This window comes from Cupriavidus sp. 207A1 (assembly GCF_057798955.1).
In genome coordinates this window covers 415,061-435,333 of sequence record NZ_JBYOJO010000005.1, presented here as the reverse complement: position 1 = coordinate 435,333, position 20,273 = coordinate 415,061, and the positions used below count along the sequence as shown (strand labels likewise).

The 20,273-nt window shown below is 64.9% G+C and carries 18 protein-coding genes and 1 pseudogene; 8 read left to right on the top strand and 11 right to left on the bottom strand.

Annotated elements, in window-relative coordinates; translation table 11 throughout:
• Together AC3FMM_RS12240 and fghA are read left to right on the top strand one after the other, a co-directional pair.
• On the top strand, positions 1–723 hold a 723-nt coding region (locus AC3FMM_RS12240; RefSeq protein WP_488686685.1), incomplete at its 5' end, for a zinc-binding dehydrogenase.
• Between the two features lie 13 nt (positions 724–736).
• On the top strand, positions 737–1,579 hold the full coding sequence (gene fghA / locus AC3FMM_RS12235; protein WP_488686684.1) for an S-formylglutathione hydrolase: 843 nt from the start codon (positions 737–739) through the stop codon (positions 1,577–1,579).
• An 8-nt stretch (positions 1,580–1,587) separates the two neighbouring features.
• Here the strand turns inward: fghA and AC3FMM_RS12230 are convergent, their stop codons facing one another.
• Positions 1,588–2,601 (bottom strand): AraC family transcriptional regulator, encoded by a 1,014-nt coding sequence (locus AC3FMM_RS12230; RefSeq protein ID WP_116314346.1) that lies wholly within the window; start codon positions 2,599–2,601, stop codon positions 1,588–1,590.
• A gap of 151 nt (positions 2,602–2,752) precedes the next feature.
• Here AC3FMM_RS12230 and AC3FMM_RS12225 point away from each other — a divergent pair, with 151 nt between their 5' ends.
• The 6 genes from AC3FMM_RS12225 to AC3FMM_RS12200 all read left to right on the top strand — a co-directional run bounded on the left by AC3FMM_RS12225 (position 2,753) and on the right by AC3FMM_RS12200 (position 9,074).
• Entirely contained in the window at positions 2,753–3,886 is a 1,134-nt protein-coding gene (locus AC3FMM_RS12225; RefSeq protein ID WP_488686683.1) for an acyl-CoA dehydrogenase family protein, read from the top strand.
• A 51-nt stretch (positions 3,887–3,937) separates the two neighbouring features.
• Positions 3,938–5,461, top strand: a complete 1,524-nt coding sequence (locus AC3FMM_RS12220; RefSeq protein WP_115683051.1) for a CoA-acylating methylmalonate-semialdehyde dehydrogenase — start codon at positions 3,938–3,940, stop codon at positions 5,459–5,461.
• Positions 5,462–5,584: 123 nt separating this feature from the next.
• Positions 5,585–6,490: a 3-hydroxyisobutyrate dehydrogenase gene (mmsB, locus tag AC3FMM_RS12215; RefSeq protein ID WP_488686682.1), complete on the top strand. Its 906-nt coding sequence runs from the start codon at positions 5,585–5,587 to the stop codon at positions 6,488–6,490.
• Positions 6,487–7,257 carry an enoyl-CoA hydratase gene (locus AC3FMM_RS12210; RefSeq protein ID WP_488686681.1) on the top strand — a complete coding sequence of 257 codons (771 nt, stop codon included), beginning with the start codon at positions 6,487–6,489 and terminating at the stop codon, positions 7,255–7,257. The genes mmsB and AC3FMM_RS12210 overlap by 4 nt, the downstream gene beginning before the upstream one ends.
• Before the next feature lie 9 nt (positions 7,258–7,266).
• The gene (locus tag AC3FMM_RS12205) at positions 7,267–8,394 is read left to right on the top strand and encodes an enoyl-CoA hydratase/isomerase family protein (protein WP_488686680.1); all 1,128 of its coding nucleotides are present in this window, start codon (positions 7,267–7,269) and stop codon (positions 8,392–8,394) included.
• Between the two features lie 14 nt (positions 8,395–8,408).
• Positions 8,409–9,074 (top strand): Crp/Fnr family transcriptional regulator, encoded by a 666-nt coding sequence (locus AC3FMM_RS12200; protein WP_115683055.1) that lies wholly within the window; start codon positions 8,409–8,411, stop codon positions 9,072–9,074.
• Between the two features lie 13 nt (positions 9,075–9,087).
• Here AC3FMM_RS12200 and alaC read toward each other — a convergent pair whose 3' ends face one another.
• The 10 genes and pseudogenes from alaC to AC3FMM_RS12150 all read right to left on the bottom strand — a co-directional run bounded on the left by alaC (position 9,088) and on the right by AC3FMM_RS12150 (position 20,271).
• The gene (gene alaC, locus AC3FMM_RS12195) at positions 9,088–10,317 is read right to left on the bottom strand and encodes an alanine transaminase (RefSeq protein WP_488686679.1); all 1,230 of its coding nucleotides are present in this window, start codon (positions 10,315–10,317) and stop codon (positions 9,088–9,090) included.
• Between the two features lie 122 nt (positions 10,318–10,439).
• On the bottom strand, positions 10,440–10,832 hold the full coding sequence (locus AC3FMM_RS12190; protein WP_115683057.1) for a hypothetical protein: 393 nt from the start codon (positions 10,830–10,832) through the stop codon (positions 10,440–10,442).
• A gap of 79 nt (positions 10,833–10,911) precedes the next feature.
• On the bottom strand, positions 10,912–11,739 hold the full coding sequence (locus AC3FMM_RS12185; RefSeq protein WP_488686678.1) for a siderophore-interacting protein: 828 nt from the start codon (positions 11,737–11,739) through the stop codon (positions 10,912–10,914).
• A gap of 78 nt (positions 11,740–11,817) precedes the next feature.
• Entirely contained in the window at positions 11,818–12,525 is a 708-nt protein-coding gene (locus tag AC3FMM_RS12180) for a PadR family transcriptional regulator (protein WP_414247737.1), read from the bottom strand.
• A gap of 135 nt (positions 12,526–12,660) precedes the next feature.
• The gene (locus tag AC3FMM_RS12175; protein WP_488686677.1) at positions 12,661–14,091 is read right to left on the bottom strand and encodes a capsule polysaccharide biogenesis protein; all 1,431 of its coding nucleotides are present in this window, start codon (positions 14,089–14,091) and stop codon (positions 12,661–12,663) included.
• A gap of 65 nt (positions 14,092–14,156) precedes the next feature.
• On the bottom strand, positions 14,157–16,277 hold the full coding sequence (locus AC3FMM_RS12170) for a capsule polysaccharide biogenesis protein (RefSeq protein WP_488686676.1): 2,121 nt from the start codon (positions 16,275–16,277) through the stop codon (positions 14,157–14,159).
• Positions 16,261–17,223, bottom strand: a complete 963-nt coding sequence (locus AC3FMM_RS12165) for a KpsF/GutQ family sugar-phosphate isomerase (RefSeq protein ID WP_116314338.1) — start codon at positions 17,221–17,223, stop codon at positions 16,261–16,263. The genes AC3FMM_RS12170 and AC3FMM_RS12165 overlap by 17 nt, the downstream gene beginning before the upstream one ends.
• 37 nt (positions 17,224–17,260) lie before the next feature.
• Positions 17,261–17,380 (bottom strand): annotated as a pseudogene (locus AC3FMM_RS12160) (3-deoxy-8-phosphooctulonate synthase); the annotation flags it as partial.
• Positions 17,381–17,384: 4 nt separating this feature from the next.
• Positions 17,385–17,993: an acyltransferase gene (locus AC3FMM_RS12155; protein WP_116314337.1), complete on the bottom strand. Its 609-nt coding sequence runs from the start codon at positions 17,991–17,993 to the stop codon at positions 17,385–17,387.
• 13 nt (positions 17,994–18,006) lie between these two features.
• Complete coding sequence (locus tag AC3FMM_RS12150) at positions 18,007–20,271, bottom strand: capsular polysaccharide export protein, LipB/KpsS family (protein WP_488686675.1); 2,265 nt, start codon at positions 20,269–20,271, stop codon at positions 18,007–18,009.
• Between the last annotated feature and the right edge of the window lie 2 nt (positions 20,272–20,273).

The following is a 20,273-nucleotide window of genomic DNA, read 5'->3' as shown; positions in this document are numbered from 1 at the left end:
GGCAAGCCCATCTTCCACTACATGGGCACCTCGACCTTCGCCAACCACATCGTGGTGCCGGAGATCGCGCTGGCGAAGATCCGCCCGGATGCGCCCTTTGACAAGGTCTGCTACATCGGCTGCGGCGTCACCACCGGCGTGGGCGCGGTGCTGTTCACCGCCAAGGTCGAGGCCGGCGCCAACGTGGTCGTGTTCGGCCTGGGCGGCATCGGGCTTAACGTGATCCAGGCGGCGAAGATGGTGGGCGCCGACAAGATCATCGGCGTCGACCTGAACCCGGCGCGCGAGGCGATGGCGCGCAAGTTCGGCATGACGCATTTCATCAACCCCAAGGATGTCGACAGCGTGGTCGACCACATCATCCAGCTCACCGACGGCGGCGCGGACTACTCGTTCGAATGCATCGGCAACACGCAGGTCATGCGCCAGGCGCTGGAGTGCTGCCACAAGGGCTGGGGCAAGTCGATCATCATCGGCGTGGCCGAGGCCGGCGCGGAAATCTCGACGCGTCCGTTCCAGCTGGTGACCGGGCGCGAGTGGAAAGGCTCCGCCTTCGGCGGCGCGCGCGGCCGCACCGACGTGCCGAAGATCGTCGACTGGTACATGGAAGGCAAGCTCAATATCGACGACCTGATCACGCACACGCTGCCGCTGGAGCGCATCAACGAAGGCTTCGACCTGATGAAGCGCGGCGAGTCGATCCGCTCGGTAGTGCTGTACTGAGGACGGCGCCGACATGGAACTGATCTCTCAACATGGCTGCCACGGCGGCGTGCAGCGCTTCTATCGCCATGACTCGGTGGCGATCGGGCTGCCGATGCGCTTCTCGGTCTACCTGCCGCCGCAGGCGCAGGCCGGCGCACGGGTGCCGGTGCTGTTCTACCTGGCCGGCCTGACCTGCACCGAAGAAACCTTCATGATCAAGGCCGGCGCGCAGCGGTTTGCCGCCGAGCACGGCCTGATGCTGGTGGCACCGGATACCAGCCCGCGCGGCGCGGGCCTGCCGGGCGAAGCGGATGCCTGGGACTTCGGCGTGGGGGCGGGTTTCTATGTCGATGCCACCGAGGCGCCATGGCACAAGCACTGGCGCATGGAAAGCTACGTCGCCGAAGAACTGTTCGAACTGGTGACCAGCGCATTGCCGGGCGATGCCGCGCGCGTCGGCATCTTCGGGCATTCGATGGGCGGGCACGGTGCGCTGGTGCTGGCGCAGCGCCATCCCCAGCGCTTCCGCTCGGTGTCGGCATTCGCGCCGATCGCCGCGCCGTCGCGCTGCCCGTGGGGCGAGAAGGCCTTTACCGGCTACCTCGGCAGCGACCGCGCCGCCTGGGCGCAGTATGACGCGAGCGAGCTGATGGCACGCCAGCAGGGTGCGCCGTTCCCGGCCGGCATCCTGGTCGACCAGGGCCTGGACGACCAGTTCCTGCAGAGCCAGCTGCATCCGGACGCATTCGCCGCGGCCTGCCAGGCCGTGGGCCAGCCGCTGACGCTGCGCCGGCACAGCGGCTACGACCACGGCTACTACTTCATCACCAGCTTTATCGCCGACCACATCCGGCACCACGCCACGCAGCTGTAGCCCCGCACTCAGCCTTCCGCCACGCGGCGGTAGGCCCCCGGGCGCGACCCGGTCCAGCGCCGGAAGGCCCGGTGGAACGCACCGGGCTCGGCAAAGCCGAGTTCGGCCGCGATATCGGCGACCGGGCGACCGGAATGGCTGAGCGCCTCGATCGCCAGGTCGCGCCGCAGCGCATCCTTCAGGTCCTGGTAGCTCACGCCCTCCTCCATCAGCCGGCGCCGCAATGACGAGGCCGACAGGTTCAGGCTGACAGCCAGGTCTTCGAAGGTCGGCCATTGATCCGGACGCTGGTTGCGCAGCAGCCGGCGCACGCGCGCACCCATGCTGCTGCGGTCCGAATACTTGACCACCACGTTGTGCGGCGCGTCGCGCAGGAACGCCTTCAGGCTGCGCTCGTCCTGGCGCACCGGCTGGTCCAGCAGCGCCGCGTCGAACACCAGCGCCGTGGCCGGCTGCGCGAAGGCCAGCTGGCGCGAATACATGACGCGATACTCCGCGCTGTACGGCGGTTCGGCATAGGCGAACGCTGCCAGCCGCACCGGCACGCGCCGCCGCAGCAGCCAGCTCATCAGGCCATGCAGCATGATCAGCATGGTCTCCTGCGCAAACACGCCGGGCTGCCGCCCCAGGTGCGCGCCCGGTGCGGTCAGCACCAGCGCGGCCTCGTCGCCATGGCGCTCCAGCCGCACGCCGATATCGTCGAGCAGCAGCCGGAAGTACCGCGTGATGCGCTCCAGTGCCTGCGCCAGCGTGCGGCTGCCCGCCACCGCATGGCACAGCATGGCAAAACTGCCGCACTTCATGCTGCGCGAATCCTGGCCGAAGAACTCGTCATCCAGCGCCGCGGCCACGGCCAGCCACAGCTCGCTGTAGCTGGCCGCCGAAACCCGCGCCTGCGGCACGGCCAGCAGCGCCGGCGCAATCCCGGCGCTGCGCAACACCGGATCCGGGTCAATCCCGCGCGCGCGCAGCCCCGCAATGGCGTGGTGGACGAAACAGATGGCGACACTGCCTTTTTCCATGGCGCTGGCGGGTGGCAAACGAGTTCACGAAGATTGGCGGATTTTGGCATAGGAGCCGGCCCCGGGCGTTCCTACACTGCCCGCAGGTCAAACGCCGAGCGCGCATTCTGCCTGAGTTGCAGCGCGGCTCCAAACGCCAACCCAATCTGCCATGCACAGCGACTACACCGAAGAGCAAACCATGATCCGCGACAGCGCGCGCGCCTTTGCCACCGAACGGCTGGCCGGCGGCGCCGCGCAATGGGACCGCGACGGCCGCCTTCCCGACGAGGTCGTCGCCGAAATGGGCGCGCTGGGATTGCTGGGCATGATCGTGCCCGAAGAATGGGGCGGCACCTATACGGACTACGTCGCCTATGCGCTCGCCATCGAAGAGATTGCCGCCGGCTGCGCCGCCTGTGCGACCATGATGAGCGTGCACAACTCGGTCGGCTGCGGGCCGATCCTGCACTACGGCACCGATGCGCAGAAAGAGCGCTACCTGGCACGGCTGGCCAGCGGCGAGCTGATCGGCGCATTCTGCCTGACCGAACCGCAGGCCGGCTCCGAGGCGCACAACCTGCGCAGCCGCGCCCGCTTCACCGACAACGGCTGGGTGCTCAACGGCAGCAAGCAGTTCGTCACCAACGGCCAGCGCGCAGGCGTGGCGGTGGTGTTTGCCGCCACCCAACCGGAGCGCGGCAAGAAGGGCATCTCCGCCTTCCTGGTTCCCACCGACACGCCCGGTTTTATCGTCCACGCACCGGAAAAGAAGCTGGGCATCCGTGCCTCGGACACCTGCGCGATCACGCTGGAAGACTGCGTGGTCCCGCACGACGCGCTGCTGGGCGAGCCTGGCGAGGGCCTGCGCATTGCGCTGTCCAACCTGGAAGGCGGACGCATCGGCATCGCCGCGCAGGCGATCGGCATCGCGCGCTCGGCCTTCGAGGCCGCGTGCCGCTACGCATCCGAACGCGTCCAGTTCGGGCGCGCCCTGCGCGAGCATCCCCCCATCGCCAACATGCTGGCCGACATGGCCACCGAACTGAATGCCGCGCGGCTGCTGGTGCATCGCGCCGCACGCATGCGCAGCGACGGCGTGCCGTGCCTGTCCGAAGCTTCGCAGGCCAAGCTGTATGCGTCGGAACTGGCCGAGCGCGTGTGCTCCAAGGCGCTGCAGATCCACGGCGGCTATGGCTACCTTGAAGACTATCCGGTCGAGCGCCATTACCGCGACGCCCGCATTACCCAGATCTACGAAGGCACCAGCGAGATCCAGCGCATGCTGATCGCGCGCAGCCTCTGACCCCCTCTACTCCCCTCTTCCCCTGCACAACGACACCCTCCGGAGACAACCATGACTGCCGTGCCCAACACCGCCACCGCCGTGCCGACCGTACCGCTGCTGATCAACGGCGAATGGGTGGACTCGTCCGCCACCGAATTCCGCAACGTGGTCAACCCCGCGACGCAGCAGGTGCTGGCGCGCGTGCCGCTCGCCACCGCCAGCGAAGTCGCGGCAGCCGTGGGCGCCGCGCACCGCGCCTTTGCTACGTGGCGCCACACGCCGATCGGCGCGCGGCTGCGCGTCATGCTGCGCTTCCAGGCGCTGATCCGCGAACACAGCAAGCGCATCGCCGCGATCCTGACCGCCGAGCAGGGCAAGACCCTGGCCGATGCAGAAGGCGACATTTTCCGGGGGCTGGAGGTGGTCGAGCACGCCTGCTCCATCGGCACGCTGCAGCAAGGCGGCTTTGCCGAGAACGTGGCCGCGACCGTCGATACCTACACGCTGCAGCAGCCGATCGGCGTCTGCGCCGGCATTACCCCGTTCAACTTCCCGGCGATGATCCCGCTATGGATGTTCCCGATGGCGATCGTCTGCGGCAATACCTTCGTGCTCAAGCCGTCGGAGCAGGATCCGCTGTCGACCATGGAGCTGGTCAAGCTGGCGCTTGAAGCCGGCGTGCCGCCGGGCGTGCTGAACGTGGTGCACGGCGCCAAGGACGTGGTCGACGCGCTGTGCACCCACCCGGACATCAAGGCGGTGTCGTTCGTCGGTTCCACCGCCGTCGGCACCCACGTCTACAACCTCGCCGGCGCGCACGGCAAGCGCGTGCAGTCGATGATGGGCGCCAAGAACCACGCGGTGGTGCTGCCCGACGCGCACAAGGAGCAGACCCTGAATGCGCTGGCGGGCGCCGGCTTCGGCGCGGCCGGCCAGCGCTGCATGGCCACGTCCGTGGTGGTGCTGGTGGGCGCGGCGCGTGACTGGGTGCCCGACCTGGTGGCGCGCGCCAAGACCCTAAAGGTCGGTGCCGGCGCCGAGCCCGGCACCGATGTCGGCCCGGTGGTTTCGGTCGCGGCAAAGGAGCGCATCCTCGGCCTGATCGCCGCCGGCGAGCGCGAAGGCGCCACGCTGGTGCTGGACGGTCGCGGCGTGGAAGTCCCGGGATATCCGCAGGGCAACTTCATCGGCCCGACCATCTTCACCGACGTGAAGACCGACATGTCGATCTACACGGAAGAGATCTTCGGACCGGTGCTGGTGGTGATCGGCGTCGACACGCTGGACGACGCCATCGCGCTGGTCAACCGCAACCCGTTCGGCAACGGCACCGGTGTGTTCACGCAGAGCGGCGCCGCGGCGCGCAAGTTCCAGAGCGAGATCGACGTCGGCCAGGTTGGCATCAACATTCCCATCCCGGTGCCGGTGCCCTACTTCAGCTTCACGGGCTCGCGCGGCTCCAAGCTGGGCGACCTGGGACCGTACGGCAAGCAGGTGGTGCAGTTCTACACGCAGACCAAGACGGTGACGGCGCGCTGGTTTGACGACGCCACGGTGAATGATGGGGTGAATACGACGATCAGCTTGAAGTAAGCGCTGAGATGTAATGAGTGGCTGGCAGCATTCTCGCCTCCCGCCGGTTTTCTCCCCTCTCCCGCCTGCGGGAGAGGGGAGAAAACACGCGGGACGCGAACAACCGTAGCAAGGAGACACCCCATGCATATCGCCTTCATCGGCCTGGGCAACATGGGCGCGCCCATGGCGCGCAACCTGCTCAAGGCCGGTCACACGCTGACCGTATTCGACCTGAACGCCGCCGCGGTGGCATCGCTGTGCGCCGAGGGCGCCGGCAGCGCCAACTCGGCGCGCAAGGCCGTGGCCGAGGCGGATTTCGTCATCACCATGCTGCCGGCGGCCGCGCACGTGCGCAGCGCCTACCTTGGCGAAGACGGCGTGCTCGCCGGCGTGCGCCCGGGCGTGCCGCTGGTCGACTCCAGCACCATCGACCCCGCCACCGTGCGTGAAATGGCCGCCGCGGCCGAGGCCCACGGCAATGCACTGGCCGATGCGCCGGTGTCCGGCGGCACCGTCGGCGCGCAGGCCGGCACGCTGACCTTCATGGTCGGCGCCTCCGAGGCGCTGTTCGCGCAGGTGCGCCCCGTGCTGGCCGGCATGGGCCGCAACCTGGTCCATTGCGGCGGCACCGGCACCGGCCAGGTCGCCAAGATCTGCAATAACCTGATCCTGGGCATCTCCATGATCGGCGTCTCCGAGGCGATGGCGCTGGGCGTCAAGCTCGGCATCGATGCCAATGTGCTGGCGGGCATCGTCAATACCTCCACCGGCCGCTGCTGGGCTTCCGATACCTGCAACCCATGGCCCGGCGTGATCGAAACCGCGCCGGCCGGCCGCGGCTACAGCGGCGGCTTCGGCGCCGACCTGATGCTCAAGGACCTGGGCCTGGCCAATGACGCCGCGCGCAGCGTGAAGCAGCCGCTGTTCCTGGGCGCGCTGGCGCAGCAGGTCTACCAGGCGGTAAGCCATGCCGGCGACGGCCATCTCGACTTTTCCGGCGTGATCCGCCAGTACCAGTCCGCCGCGGACAAGGAGAGCCAGCAATGATCGAGTTTGCCCTGCACGGCCACGTCGCCACGCTGACGCTGAGCCGCCCGCCCGCCAACGCGTTCACCGCCGAAGGCCTGCAACAGTTGCGCGAGCTGGTGGCAAGGATCGATGGCAACCCGGAAGTCCGCGCGGTGGTCGTCACCGGAGCCGGCGAGAAATTCTTCAGCGCCGGCGCCGACCTGAACGGCTTTGCCGAGGGCGACCGCGCCCACGCGCGCGCGATGGCGCAGCAGTTCGGCAGCGCTTTCGAGGCCCTGCAGAACGCGCGGCCGGTGGTGATTGCCGCGATCAACGGCTATGCCATGGGCGGCGGGCTGGAATGCGCGCTGGCCTGCGATATCCGCATCGCCGAGGAACAGGCACAGATGGCGCTGCCTGAAGCCGCCGTAGGGCTGCTGCCGTGCGGCTGCGGCACCCAGACGCTGCCGTGGCTGGTAGGCGAAGGCTGGGCCAAGCGCATGATCCTGACCAACGAGCGGGTCGACGCGGCCACCGCGCTGCGCATCGGGCTGGTGGAGGAAGTCGTGCCACGCGGCCAGGCCCTTGCCACCGCGCTGGCGATGGCCGAACGCGCCTGCAACGTCAGCCCGCGTGCCGCCGCGCACAGCAAGCGGCTGGTGCACCTGGCGCGCCAGGGGGTGCCGCGCCAGGCCGCGCTGGCGCTGGAGCGCGAGCGCTTTGTCGACCTGTTCGACGATGCCGACCAGCGCGAAGGCGTCAATGCCTTCCTCGAGAAACGCGCGCCGCAATGGCGCAACGCCTAGGAGCGCGCCATGCGCCTGACCGAAGAAACCAAGGCCGCTAACCTGGATGTGGCCGAGCCCGAGGTGCTGTTCCAGGTGGTCAACGGCGTCGGCATCGCCACGCTGAACCGGCCGCGCCAGCTCAATGCCTTGTCGTACCCGATGATCGTTGCGCTGGGTGCGCAGGTCGATGCCTGGGCCAACGATGATGCCATCCGCGCGGTGGTGCTGCGGGGCGCGGGCCCAAAGGCCTTCTGCGCCGGAGGCGATATCCGCGCGCTGACGGACAGCTACCGCGACGGCACGCCGCTGCACCGGCGCTTCTTTATCGACGAATACACGCTGGACTACCGCCTGCACCGCTATCCCAAGCCGCTGGTGGCGCTGATGGACGGCATCGTCATGGGCGGCGGCATGGGCCTGGCACAGGCCGCGCACCTGCGCCTGGTGACCGAGCGCTCGCGCGTGGCCATGCCCGAGACCGGCATCGGCCTGGTGCCGGATGTGGGGGCCAGCCACTTCCTGTCGAAGCTGCCGCTGCCGCTGGCGCTCTACCTGGGCCTGACCGGCGTGAGCATCGGCGCGGCCGACGCCTTGCTATGCGGACTGGCCGATGCGGCGGTGGACAGCGCCACACTGGCCGGGCTGGAGCAAACCCTTGCCGGCATCGAATGGGGCCATGACACGCTCGCGGACCTGCGCCGTGCGCTGGTGCGCGAGTCCGTTGCCAGCGCCGCCGAAGCACCGCTGCTGCAAGTGCTGCCGGCCCTGCTGCAGCATTTCACGGGGCACGCCACGCTGCCGGAGATCCTGGCCGGCCTGGCTTGCCAGGACGACCCCGCCTACACCGCATGGGCCACCCGTACCATCGATGTGCTGCGCACCCGCTCGCCGCTGTCCGCGTGCGCCACGCGCGAACTGCTGCTGCGCGGGCGCAGGATGGACCTGGCCGACTGCTTCCGCATGGAACTGGCGGTGGTGGTCAACACCTTCGCGCAAGGCGATTTCGTCGAAGGTGTACGCGCGCTGATCGTCGACAAGGACAACGCCCCGCGCTGGCGCGTCACCAGCTATGACGCGGTCGACGATGCCCAGGTCCAGGCGCTGTTCCGCCCGTGGTGGGCGCCGGGCGAGCAGCCGCTGGCCCTGCACCGCTGAGCGGATGCGCGGCCGTGAGCCTCGACGCGCTGCTGGCGCGCAGCCCCTGGGCCGCGGCACTGACACCGGAGCAACGCGACCGCGTGCGCGCCGAGGTGCGCGAGCGCGCGGTGCCGCAAGGCGCCTATGTCATCCGCAAGGGCGACCGGGCCGACAGCTGGCTGGGCGTCGCCGAGGGCCTGGTCAAGGTGCATTGCGCCTCGCCGTCCGGCAAGCGTGCCACGCTGACTGGCGTGCCGGCGGGAGGCTGGCTGGGAGAAGGGTCGCTCCTGAAGCGCGAGGCGCTGCGCTATGACGTGGTCGCGCTGCGCGATTCCCGCATCGCCTGCATGCCCGGTGCCACGTTCCGCTGGCTGCAGGAGACCAGCCTGCCCTTCAACCGCTACCTGCTCGACCAGCTCAACGAACGGCTCGGCCTGTTTATCGCCACCGTCGAGCATGAACGGCTGCACGGCATCGAAGGCCGCGTCGCGCGGGCGCTGGCGACGCTCTTCAATCCGGTGCTGTGCCCGGGCCTGGGTCCGGCGCTGCATCTGACGCAGGAGGAAGTGGGCCTGCTCGCGGGGATTTCGCGCCAGCGGGCCAATGCCGCGCTCAAGGTGCTGGAGGGCGAAGGCTTGCTGGCGGTCGAGCACGGCGCCGTGCACGTGCTCGACCTGGACGCGCTGCGTCGCTACTGAAAGCCGCGCCGAATCACGGCTGTGCCGCCGAAGACGGCTTTACCAGCCCGTCCGCGCGGAACATCGCCTTGATGCCACGCACCGCCTGCCGGATGCGCGATTCATTTTCGATCAGCGCAAAGCGCACATACTCGTCGCCATAGTCGCCAAAACCGATGCCCGGCGACACCGATACCTTGGCCTTGGCCAGCAACTGCTTCGAGAACTCCAGCGAGCCCAGCGCGCGGTACGGCTCGGGAATCCGCGCCCAGATATACATCGAGGCCTTCGGAATCTCGACCGGCCAGCCGGCCTCGATCAACCCGCGCGCCAGCACGTCGCGGCGCGACTGGTATTGCGCGGCGATCTCGCTCACGCATTGCTGGTCGCCCTCGAGCGCGGCAATGGCCGCGATCTGCAGCGGCGTGAAGGTGCCGTAGTCGTGATAGCTCTTGATGCGCGTCAGCGCCGCCACCAGGTCCGCGTTGCCGACCATGAAGCCCACGCGCCACCCCGCCATGTTGTAGCTCTTGGACAGCGTGAAAAACTCCACCGCGATGTCCTTGGCGCCCGGCACCTGCATGATTGACGGTGCCTTCCAGCCATCGAAGACGATATCCGCGTAGGCCAGGTCGTGCACCACAAAGATATCGTGCTTGCGCGCCAGCGCGATCACCCGCTCGAAGAAGTCCAGCTCCACGCATTGCGCCGTCGGGTTGGACGGGAATCCCAGCACGATCATCTTGGGCTTGGGATAGCTGCCGCGGATGGCGCGCTCCAGCTCGGCAAAGAAGTCGATGCCCGGCACCAGCGGCACCGAGCGGATATCGGCCCCGGCAATCACCGCGCCATAGATGTGGATCGGATAGCTGGGATCGGGCACCAGCACGGTGTCGCCGCGATCCAGTGTGGCCAGCATCAGGTGCGCGAGGCCTTCCTTGGAACCGATGGTGACGATGGCCTCGGTGTCCGCATCGATGTCGACGTCATAGCGCTGGCGATACCAGTGCGAGATCGCTCGGCGCAGCCGGGGAATGCCCTTGGATGCCGAATAGCCGTGCGTGTCGGGCCGCTGCGCCGCTTCGGTGAGCTTGGCCACGATATGCGCCGGCGTGGCGCCATCGGGATTGCCCATGCTCATGTCGATGATGTCCTCGCCACGGCGGCGGGCGGCCATCTTCAGCTCGGCGGTGATATTGAAAACGTACGGGGGGAGGCGATCGATGCGCGCAAAGCGGCGCTTGCCGGAGGAAGCGGCAGTCATGAGGGAGTCCTTTACGTAAGCGCCCGGAACCGTCCGAGCGACGTCGGCAAACTTTGTCTCGTCTGCCGGGGACTCATGTTAGCGGGGATGCAAAGATTGCACAACGGCCATGTGCAGATTGCCTAGAGCCTGCCGCCCGGCAGACCGGTCGGCCGGTTCGCGGGCAGATGGCGCACGATGCAGTCCAGCGCGGGGGAATCGGAGCGCCCACCCAGCGCCGCACTGACCGAATCGCGGTACTGCTGCGCGGAGATGCGCTGGTAGTACAGGCGCGAGGTCTGGTCCAGCCAGTAGACGTAGTCGTCGTCGCCGCGACTGCCGCTGGCGCGCAGCCACTCGCTGACATTGTTCGTCCCGACGATCATGTTCGGGCACGCGGTCTTCAGCGAATCGAGATAAGCATTGAAGTCGGTGGCCTGGCGGTTGCGCACGGCGTCCGGCGCACAGGCGGCGAGCAGCGCTATGGATGCCGCCGCGGCGCCCGCAGCGCGCAACGGTTTGGATGCAGTCAGCACGGCAGTCCCCTCAGGCAGTAGCGATGCCTGCCATCTTATGGCAACACATCGCCCGCGTACACCGGGCCGCCCGCGTTGCTCAGTCGTCCAGCGTCTCGTGGACCGCCGACGCCCCGCGCTTCCAGTAGGCCGACGCGCGGATGCGCCTCTTGTCGATGCCGCGTTCCGTGACCAGGTATTGGCGCACGGCCTTCATCGCCGCGCCCTCGCCGGCAGCCCACACATAGCCCTCGCCGCGCGGCAGCGACAGCTTGCGCAGCGCGCCTTCCAGCAGGCTGCCTTCGGGCGCATCGCCGCGATGCAGCCAGTGCACGTCCGCCTTCGCGGCGCTCGGCAGCGGGATCTGCGCGGCGGCATCGCCCACTTCCACCACCACCATGGCATGGGTGCCGGCGCCCAGCTCTTCCAGCCTTCGCGCAATCGCCGGCAGCGCCGTATCGTCACCGACCAGCAGGTGCCAGTCGAACCCCGTCGGCACCACGAACGAGCCGCGCGGCCCGCCCACGCCCAGGTACTGGCCAGGCCGCGCCTGTGCCGCCCACGTCGACGCGGGGCCGTCGCCATGCAGCACGAATTCGAGGTCCAGCTCCTGCTTCGCCGCATCGTAGCGGCGCGGCGTATAGTCGCGTGCCGCCGGGCGCGGCTGGCCCTCGGGGAACACGATGCCGTCCGCGGTGACCTGCGGCAGCACAGGCTTGTCATCGCCGGCAGCCGGGAAAAACACCTTGACGTGATCGTCGAACGACGCCGAGACAAAGTCCTGCAGGTCGGCGCCGCCCAGCGTCACGCGCAGCAGTTGCGGCGAGACCTGCGTAGTGCGCACCACCTGCAGCAGGCGCATCTTCAGCGGATGGCGCACGCGCTCGACGGTCAGGTTGCGTGCGGGTTCAGTAGCGTTGGTCGTCATATCGGAATTCCTTGTCTGCGCGCCCTGCGCCTGCCGGGCACGATTGCCGAAGGCCGATGCCAGGGTCAGCGCCATGGTTCAGGCCCGCGGGCCCGCTTCGATCTCTGCCGCCGCGCGCGCCAGGATCGCGGCAATGCGGCGCTGCTCGTCGGCATTGGCTTCACTGCGCATCACCAGCGCCTGCTTCAGCGCGGCGCGTGCCTGCATCAGCTCGGGCAGCCAGCCGCCCTGCTCCGGCTCGGGCTGCTGCTCGCCACGCATCGCCCGGCGCATCCACTCCATCTTGCGCGCCACATGGCGCAGCCGCGCCACCATCACGTCGACCCGCTCGCGATTGGCCGCCAGATGCGCCTTGCCGGTCTCCGACAACTGGTAGCGCTTCTTGTTGCCTTCGGTGTCGACGGTGGCATAGCCGACTTCTTCCAGGTACGTCAGCGCGGGATAGACCACGCCGGGGCTGGGCTTGTAGAAGCCGTTGGTGCGCGTTTCCAGCGCCTTGATCAGTTCGTAGCCGTGACTGGGTTTTTCCTCCAGCAACGACAGCAGCAGCAACTGCAGGTCGTCGGCGCTGAACTTGCGCCCGCGGCGCCAGCCTTCCTCGTCGAAGCCGCCAGGGCCTCCAGGACCGAAGGCGTCATCGTCGCGACCGCCCCAGAAGCTGCCGTGGCCGCGGCCCATGGCGTGATGAGCTACGTGCGGGGCAAGGCGCATCATGAGATGGCGAGCCCGGCCCAGGAACTCGGGATAGGGGCCGAAGCCGCGGTGATGCGGGGGATGGTGATGCATGAGGCTCTCCTTTATGTCGCTAGATATATCTTACGATATATATCGTACGAGCTAAAGTCAAGGCTGGCCGATTCCGATCAAGCCCTGTCACCCCCGCAGCGGGGCGCAGCGACCCCAGGCCGTCGAGCGTATCGCTCAGGCGTCCAGCAGCATGGCCAGCACGTTCACGGCCGAGGCGATCTCCCAGTTACGACCGCTAAAGGCATCCGCTGCTATCAGCCCCATGGCGATTAACAGTCGGACCAGTTTTTTCTTCGGCAGGTCTTTGCGCCAATGCCAAGCTAGCGGCACGAGCATGTCGTCCGCATAAAACGACGAGTTGATCTGCGACACACGCACCAAGTAGTTGCGAAAGCGCGTATAGACGCGCATGTCGACAGCGCCAGGATCGTTCCAGAAGGCATTCAGCGTCCCCTGGTAGGTCAGACCCGGCTTGGCATAGAAGCAGCGGCCGAGCGCAATGACGGGAACACGGTGGAACAAGGCCTGCAGACCTGTCGTCGAGTTCACCGTCACGACACCCATGCATCGGTGCAGCAGCGACGGCAGGTGGGCATCGTGGACATAGACAATACGGCTGCGCACACCAAAGCGTTCAGCGCATGTCGCAATCAGGGCGCTGTAGTCGGTATGTCCGCGATCCATCGGATGGTGCTTGAACACCAGCACGCTCTCCGCCGGCGCATGCTCGGCGAATGAATACGCGGTCCATTCGATGAAGTCCTCGATCCGGCTCCAGGGGCTGTGCACCTGGATTTGGCTATCGTTGTAGACCTGCAGTGGAACCAGGAAAAAATGCGGATGGTCGCTCGCCAGCAACTGTGCACGCAGCGATCGTTCTTGCCAGCGATAAACCAGCTTGCGGTATGCCGCCCGCATCCACGGCACCAGTTCATGCATGCCAAACGGCTTGTGATGCTGATAATGCGGATAGCGACGCGTACCCGCCATGCCGGCGGCAAAGTACCAAAACGAGTACAGCGCCATCTTGCGGAACGAATGCCGGAACTTGCGAGGTTTCGCCGGCACCTTGACCGCCGGAATTTCGGCAATGGCAAGCGGCGCAAGGGGGGAATCCGCATTCACGCCGCCGCATTCCAGCGTGATGTAATCCGGACGCACGTAACCCTCCTCGAACGCCCAGAATGCAACGCCTAGCTGCTCGGCCACCCTCGCAGCAATGCGGTGGTGACGACGGCTGGTGCCGAATACCGCGATCACCTCGATCTGGCGCTGTGCGACCAGGCTGCGCAGCATGGATTCCCATTGCACCATCGGCTGCACGAACCGGACAATGTCTCCGCGGCGATAAAAGAAGTCGTCGCCGCCATTGAAATTGATTTTGGTGACCTGGCAGCCCTTGGCTGCCAGCAGGTCGCGCAGGCGCGCGAAGAACGGGCCGTTTGGGCCTTGCAGCAACAGAATGCGCCGATGCCTGGCAATCTGGTCCAGGGATGCCGGTTCCATTGCGACAGGTACGGCAAGATCCTGCGGCGCGGCCGCCCCGGTCCCCGGCGACAAGCCGGGCAGGCCGATGCTTCCCGATGGCTCCCTGAACGACAACATTGCGGCGACCCTCTTGCTGCTTTCGTATTCCGTGATTTGAGATTCTTTCTTTGTGGTGCAGTCGTTTATTGTTCTGACGCAGCATTCCTTCGATGCGCCGCACTTCGCTGTGGCTCAGTGGGGGTGGCATTTTCGGACGCTCGGTGGCGGAAGCTGCCCCGCCGCACAGCGGCGTCACGCCAGCGCATCCACGGACGCAGCAGCAACTGGACCAAATAGCGCCGGAAGCCCGCGGGACGGGCAGGCGCCTCGTTGCGCCAGGACAGGATGTGATTCACTGCAATTTCCGGGGTCGCAAAGCCGTTCCTACCATCACGCAAGACATAACGGGGATACAGAATCAGCGCGCCGGCGACCAGCATGTCGAGCGAAAGGCGGCGACGCCGGCGTGGAAGTTCGCAGCGATCGTCCGTGAGACCCCAGCCGGCATAGAACGGCGCACCATGTGCCGTGACCGGTTTGCCACGCAGCAGGGCCTCGAACCCGGCTAGGGACGTCAGCACATGGACGCCATCGACAGCGTCGATGACGCGGTCCATCGGACAGTTCGGCACCACTTCGTCGCATAGAGCGGCAAGCGCCCTCTCCTCGTCACGATTTCCACGCAAGCCACTCATGACATCGGGATGGGGCTTGTATATCAGGTACGCGTCCGGTTCCTCGGCACGCACCGCCGCAAGCAGCGCGCGGTTTGTGCGGATGGCGGGTGCCCCCAAATGCAGCGAGGCATCAGCCTCCACCTGGCCAACCACTAGCATCACCCGGCCAACGCCCGCGGGCCGGCTCCAGCTGCCTGAGCCCACGTTGTACTTGGTCAGTCCGCCGTGAATGATCGATGCGCGCAATCGCGCCGCGCGCGCGAGCATTCCGGCATCGAAATCGAAATTGGCCAGCAATCGTTCGAGGTCGGACTCGCGTGTCGCGTCGTAATAGATGCCTGACCGATCAAACACCCACGACAACGGGCGGGCCAGTTGCGCGCCAAGACCGACAGACCGCAGGAAGCCATCTTCCACCGTGATCACTGCGAGATCGGCGCGCACCGTCGCATCGACACACTGGCCCCAGCGCAGCAGCGTCGCACCTTTCGGCACCGTGCGCAGGTTGCGATGAAAGGTGACTGCGTGGCCTTGGAGGAAATCCTTCAGGATCTTGCGCTTCCACCTGGAAAAGCCTATCGCATGCAAGTACCGCGGAAACTGCTGGCACAGCCGTCGTTGCAGCGCCAGGTATTCGATGGCGTCCTCCACCTCGCAGCGCTCGCCCGTATGCGGCTGGACATAGCGAGCGTATCGGACCAGCGCGGCAAATGCCAGTTGCTCCATAGAGACGGGATGGCGCCTGCCGGGAGCAGGCAACGCGTCAATCGTCAGACCCCAGCCGGCATAAAATGGCATGCCAAAGGTGTGAACCGTCTTGCCGTGCAGCAGCGCCTCGAAGCCGACCTGCGAGGTGACCGCGAAGACCGCGAACGCGCTGCGGATCAGCGGCACCACGTGCACATCGCCCTGCAGCCGCTGCACCCGCGCCTCACGGCCTTGGTCCAGTATCTGGCCAAGATAGCCCCGCTTGCGTCCGAGCGCGACTTCGGGATGCTCCTTCACCACGATCCTGCAATTCGGGTAGGTTTTCAACGCAGACTCAAGCATGCGACGGAAACTTTCACTGTCTGCCTGGCCGAACTGTACCGAAGCATCGTTCTCGGTCTGGTCGACGACCAGCACGTAAGGCTGTGCCGGCAGCGCTGACGGGGCCTGCGCATGGTTGTATTTGGAGATGCCGGCGCTGCGCCACCGTTCGATCAGTTGCCGCGCCCTTGGCTGCTCTGCCGGCAGCAGCGGCATGCCGATCATGGCCTCCAGACCGGAAGGTTGCGAGGCGTCGTAATAGATGCCGCGATCATCGACCACAAGCGAGCAGGTCGGGGAGGACGCTCCGGGCCGGAGCGAGCGCAGGAAACCGTCCTCGAGACACAGGAAGCGATCGATGCCGCGCGATTGCGCGAATGCCTGCGCCCTGCGGGCGCTGGGCCGCCGCCCCCAGGCGGCAACGCCGGACAAGGCTACCGCGGCGCCTCGCCACGGATGCACCGGGGCCACTGGTGCGCCCAGGAAGGCGGCCAGGTGTTCAATACGGCGAATGCCGTGGGAAAGAACGCCGATCGCGCCCTCAGACGGCCGGCTCATCACTTCCCAGATCGTGGATTTGCAGAATGCCGACGACCCGGTCCGCATTATCCTTCACCACCAGTGCGCCAATCCTGGCGGCATGGATCCGCGCTTCCGCATCGGCGAAGCGTTCGCCCGGCGATACGGTCTTGGGATCGGTGGACATGATGTGCCTGGCCATGATCGCCTTGTAGTCGCGGTCGGAGTCGAACGCGCGGCGCACGTCGCCGTCTGTGATAACACCCTGCAGGTGCTCGCCCTCCATCACCAGCGCCATGCCAAGGCGGCCACGGTTGATCACATGCACCACGTCTCGGAACGATGCGTCCGGACGACACACTGGCAGGTGTTCCTTGTGCATGACATCCGCCACCCGGGTCAGCAGCTTCCGACCGAGGCTGCCGCCTGGATGGAATCGCGCGAAATCTTCCGGCTGGAAGTGCCGCTTTGCCGAAAGCACCACGGCGAGGGCATCGCCCATTACCAGCGTCGCGGTGGTCGAACTGGTCGGCGCCAGGTTGTTGTTGCACGCCTCGCGCTCGACCGAAATGTCCAGCACCGCATCCGCGTGCCGCGCCAGCGTCGAATGCACTTTCCCTGTCATCGCGATAACCGGATTGTTCTGATGGTCGAGAAACGGCAGGATGCGGATCAGTTCTTCCGTTTCTCCACTGTTGGAGATCATCAGCACTACATCGATGGGTTTGATCATGCCGAGGTCGCCATGGAAGGCCTCTCCCGGATGCACGAAAAATGCCGGCGTACCGGTCGACGCCATGGTCGCGGCAATCTTCTTGCCAATCAGTCCAGACTTCCCCATGCCGACCACCACCACCCGGCCGCGTGCCTGCAGGACGGTCTCGACTGCCTTCTCGAATCCGGCATCGAAGCGGCTGGACATTCGGTCCAACGCCTGGATCTCGGTGGCAACGACATTGCGTGCCAGGGCAATGATTTCAGTCATCGTTCTCTCGCGTTCTCACTTGTTATACGTGCCAGTACTGGGTCACGCGCACATATTCTTCGCACGCACGAAGTGCCAGATCCCGCGACTCCAGGACCTTGACGCCGCCGAACAGCACAAAAGGAAGCGCATGACCGATGGGAACGATATCAATCAATTTATCAACCTAACAATGGCCGGCACCAGTTAATACCGGATCTCAATTTTCTAGCCGGCGCCCCGCCAATCACGAGTCCCGACTCGTGGAATTTTTCGGTCACCACTGACCGTATTGAGACAACGCTGTTGCGGCCGATATGGGCTCCCTTCAAGATCGTGGCATGCGCACCGATCCACACATGGTCCGCAATCACAATATCTGCGGCCGGATTAACTCTCTGGGCGGTCGCGACATCAATGATGGCATGGGAATCGGTGGTTCTGACCTCAAGATTCCATGCCAGCATGCAATCGCGGCCGACTGATATGGCGGTACCTTCGCCACAGATGAAGTTGCAACCGCCAATGGTCGTGCCTGCGCCTATCACAAGGGAATTGTGGTCCACCAGTTTCATTATCACGGAAGCGGTGATCCTACAACCGTCCCCGATTTCCACAAAATTGCCATTGCTCAATAGCTGCATCCTGACGTTGACGAGTGCAGCACCCTTGCCAATGACGATTTTGTTGTTGCTTCCCGTGATCACAATTTCGCTATTCGTGCACGGTCCCGCCTCGGACAAGTCCACTACATTATCGGCACCGCCATCTTTCAGCTCTACTCCGTCCATGACTCACCCCGCGCTATTTGACGATCACGCGATTGCCGATCGCCCTGAATACCGCGAGCCTGGAATCGCGAAAAAACATGACCGGATTACTCATCAGCTTCTTCGCTTTCCTTTGCCACGCCGGTTTCTGGGTCGCCGGCGCCGGCTTTGCAGCAGCGCGGACTGGCTTGGGCGCCTGCGCCGGCGCTTGCTTCGGCGCCTCCGCTCGCACCGGCACAGGCTTCGCGCCCAGTTCCTTACCCGCTGTGACTGCGGCAGGCGCCTTCACCGCAGTCGTGGCCCGAGCGGAGGCAGCGCGATAGCGATCAAACAAGACCGAGTCGGATGAGACCTCTACCGCTTCCCGCAGACTTCTGTTCATTTCGGGACGCCCAGGAAAACGAATCTTGTAGAAATCGATCGCGGTGGTAGCCGTCATGAACGAGCCGTCATGCCATTTCACCTTCCTAGTTTTGAACTTGCCGAATGAGTAAAAATCATTAATCAAATAGCTAAGGAACCGTAATGATTTCTCAAAATCCGGCTTGCAACCATTCAATACAGCAACCGCGTCGGATTCATCGCTGACTTGATAAGTGAGGCCGTGGGCGCCATAGAACGCCTGACCACAATGGAGAACCAGCTTGCCAAACGCGAGTCCGAGCACCCCGACACCGGAGTTCACTGCAATCATCGCGTCGCTCAAATCCAGCAGATCTTTAGTGTTGTATTGATCTACGTTGATGGCACCGGGAATGTCCACAACGTCCGTCTCTAACGGGTGCTGCTTCACCAGCAATTCCCAATCCTGGCGCAAGGCAAAAGGCAGCCTCGCAAGCAAGCGAAGGAAATTCTCATAGCTCCCCATCGGACCCATGAAGTTTTCAATCACGGTGTCAGTTGGACGTTGAAGGAAAGCCACCAATACCCTCTTGCCGCGCCCGATATTCAGCTTCTTGCGCAGAGATCCGGCGCCTAGCCTGGGCGATTGAGCCTCGAGCGTTTCGTCGTCGCTAATGACACGTTGGATATACAGCAGGGTCGCGGCCCTTTTTTCATTGGAAAGCTCCTTGTCCCATCTTTCTGGCGCATAACTGGAACTGTCCGCATTGAACCCGCACGGATCGAAGAATACTGAATCCGGCAACGCTCCGCGCTCAACCACCAGGAAAGGAAATCGGTTTGTTCGCACCAGGTCATAGAGGATCCTCATCCGGGGATTGGCATACGGGTTGTGAAAGACCACGCGGTCGAAGCCGGACTCCCTGAGGAACTCCATGAAGGTCTCGGCAGGCAGATGGTCCTCATCGATATGAACGATCTCGCCAAGAAATGGGGCAACCCAGCGATTGGTTACCCATGGATTGTTTCCCAGTACCAGCGATTTCCCGCTGCCATGCAGGGGTAGCGGATCTGGCTCAAGTTCCTTGTCCCTGAAGTCCGCCAGTTTCTTCTCGAATAGTTGACGGTTCCTGGCTTTCGCGGCCATGTAGTCGCTTTTATGCTCCACCGGATGCCAAGCATGAAACAGGACCATTCCTTTCTGAAAGGTCATATCGCCAAACAGCCGATAAATGCTCTTCCAACCTTTGTATTCGACGATAGACTGAAAATTTCGATAGTCGAGAGCGAACTCGGAAGGCAATGGGAACTTCTTTCTTCGGCGAATGGCCCGGCACGCGTACTCGAGATCCTCATAGCCCCAGCCATTGAAATCCGGATCGTTGCCGCCGGTAGCGAGAAAGTAATCGCGTCGCCAAACGGTAACAGACGTTCCGGTCGAAAATTTTTCGATAGCCGCATGGTCGTTCTGCAACAGCAGTTGAATATATTTCTGCCGCCGCAACCCGGGGGCCATCTGGCGGAAATCTTGCGTTGCAGCCTCGGTCAGGTAAATCACGCCGAACATCAGGAAGTTGTCGGCCGATTCATCGAGCCCGTTGACGACAGCTTCCGCCAATACATCGCGATAGAAGCCGACATATGGCATGAGATCCACATCCTGAAACATGATGTAGTCGGATAGTCCGCACTGAGCCGCCGCGTTTCTCGTACGGCCTATCGAAAATGGGAGATGCTCTGTTTTCAACCGATGGTAGCCATAGCCAAGCTTTCTGCATTCAGCTTCGAGCCGACCGGCAAGATCCAGCGGAGAACCGTCGTCGACCACCAGAATCTCGACCCCATCGGGCAAATCGGCATCCATCCTCGCGAACGTCAGCCGATCGAGCAGATCTGAACGCTCGCTTGCCCAGCGGACCGGAATGGCAACGGTGAGCTTCTTTTCACTGATATGCATTG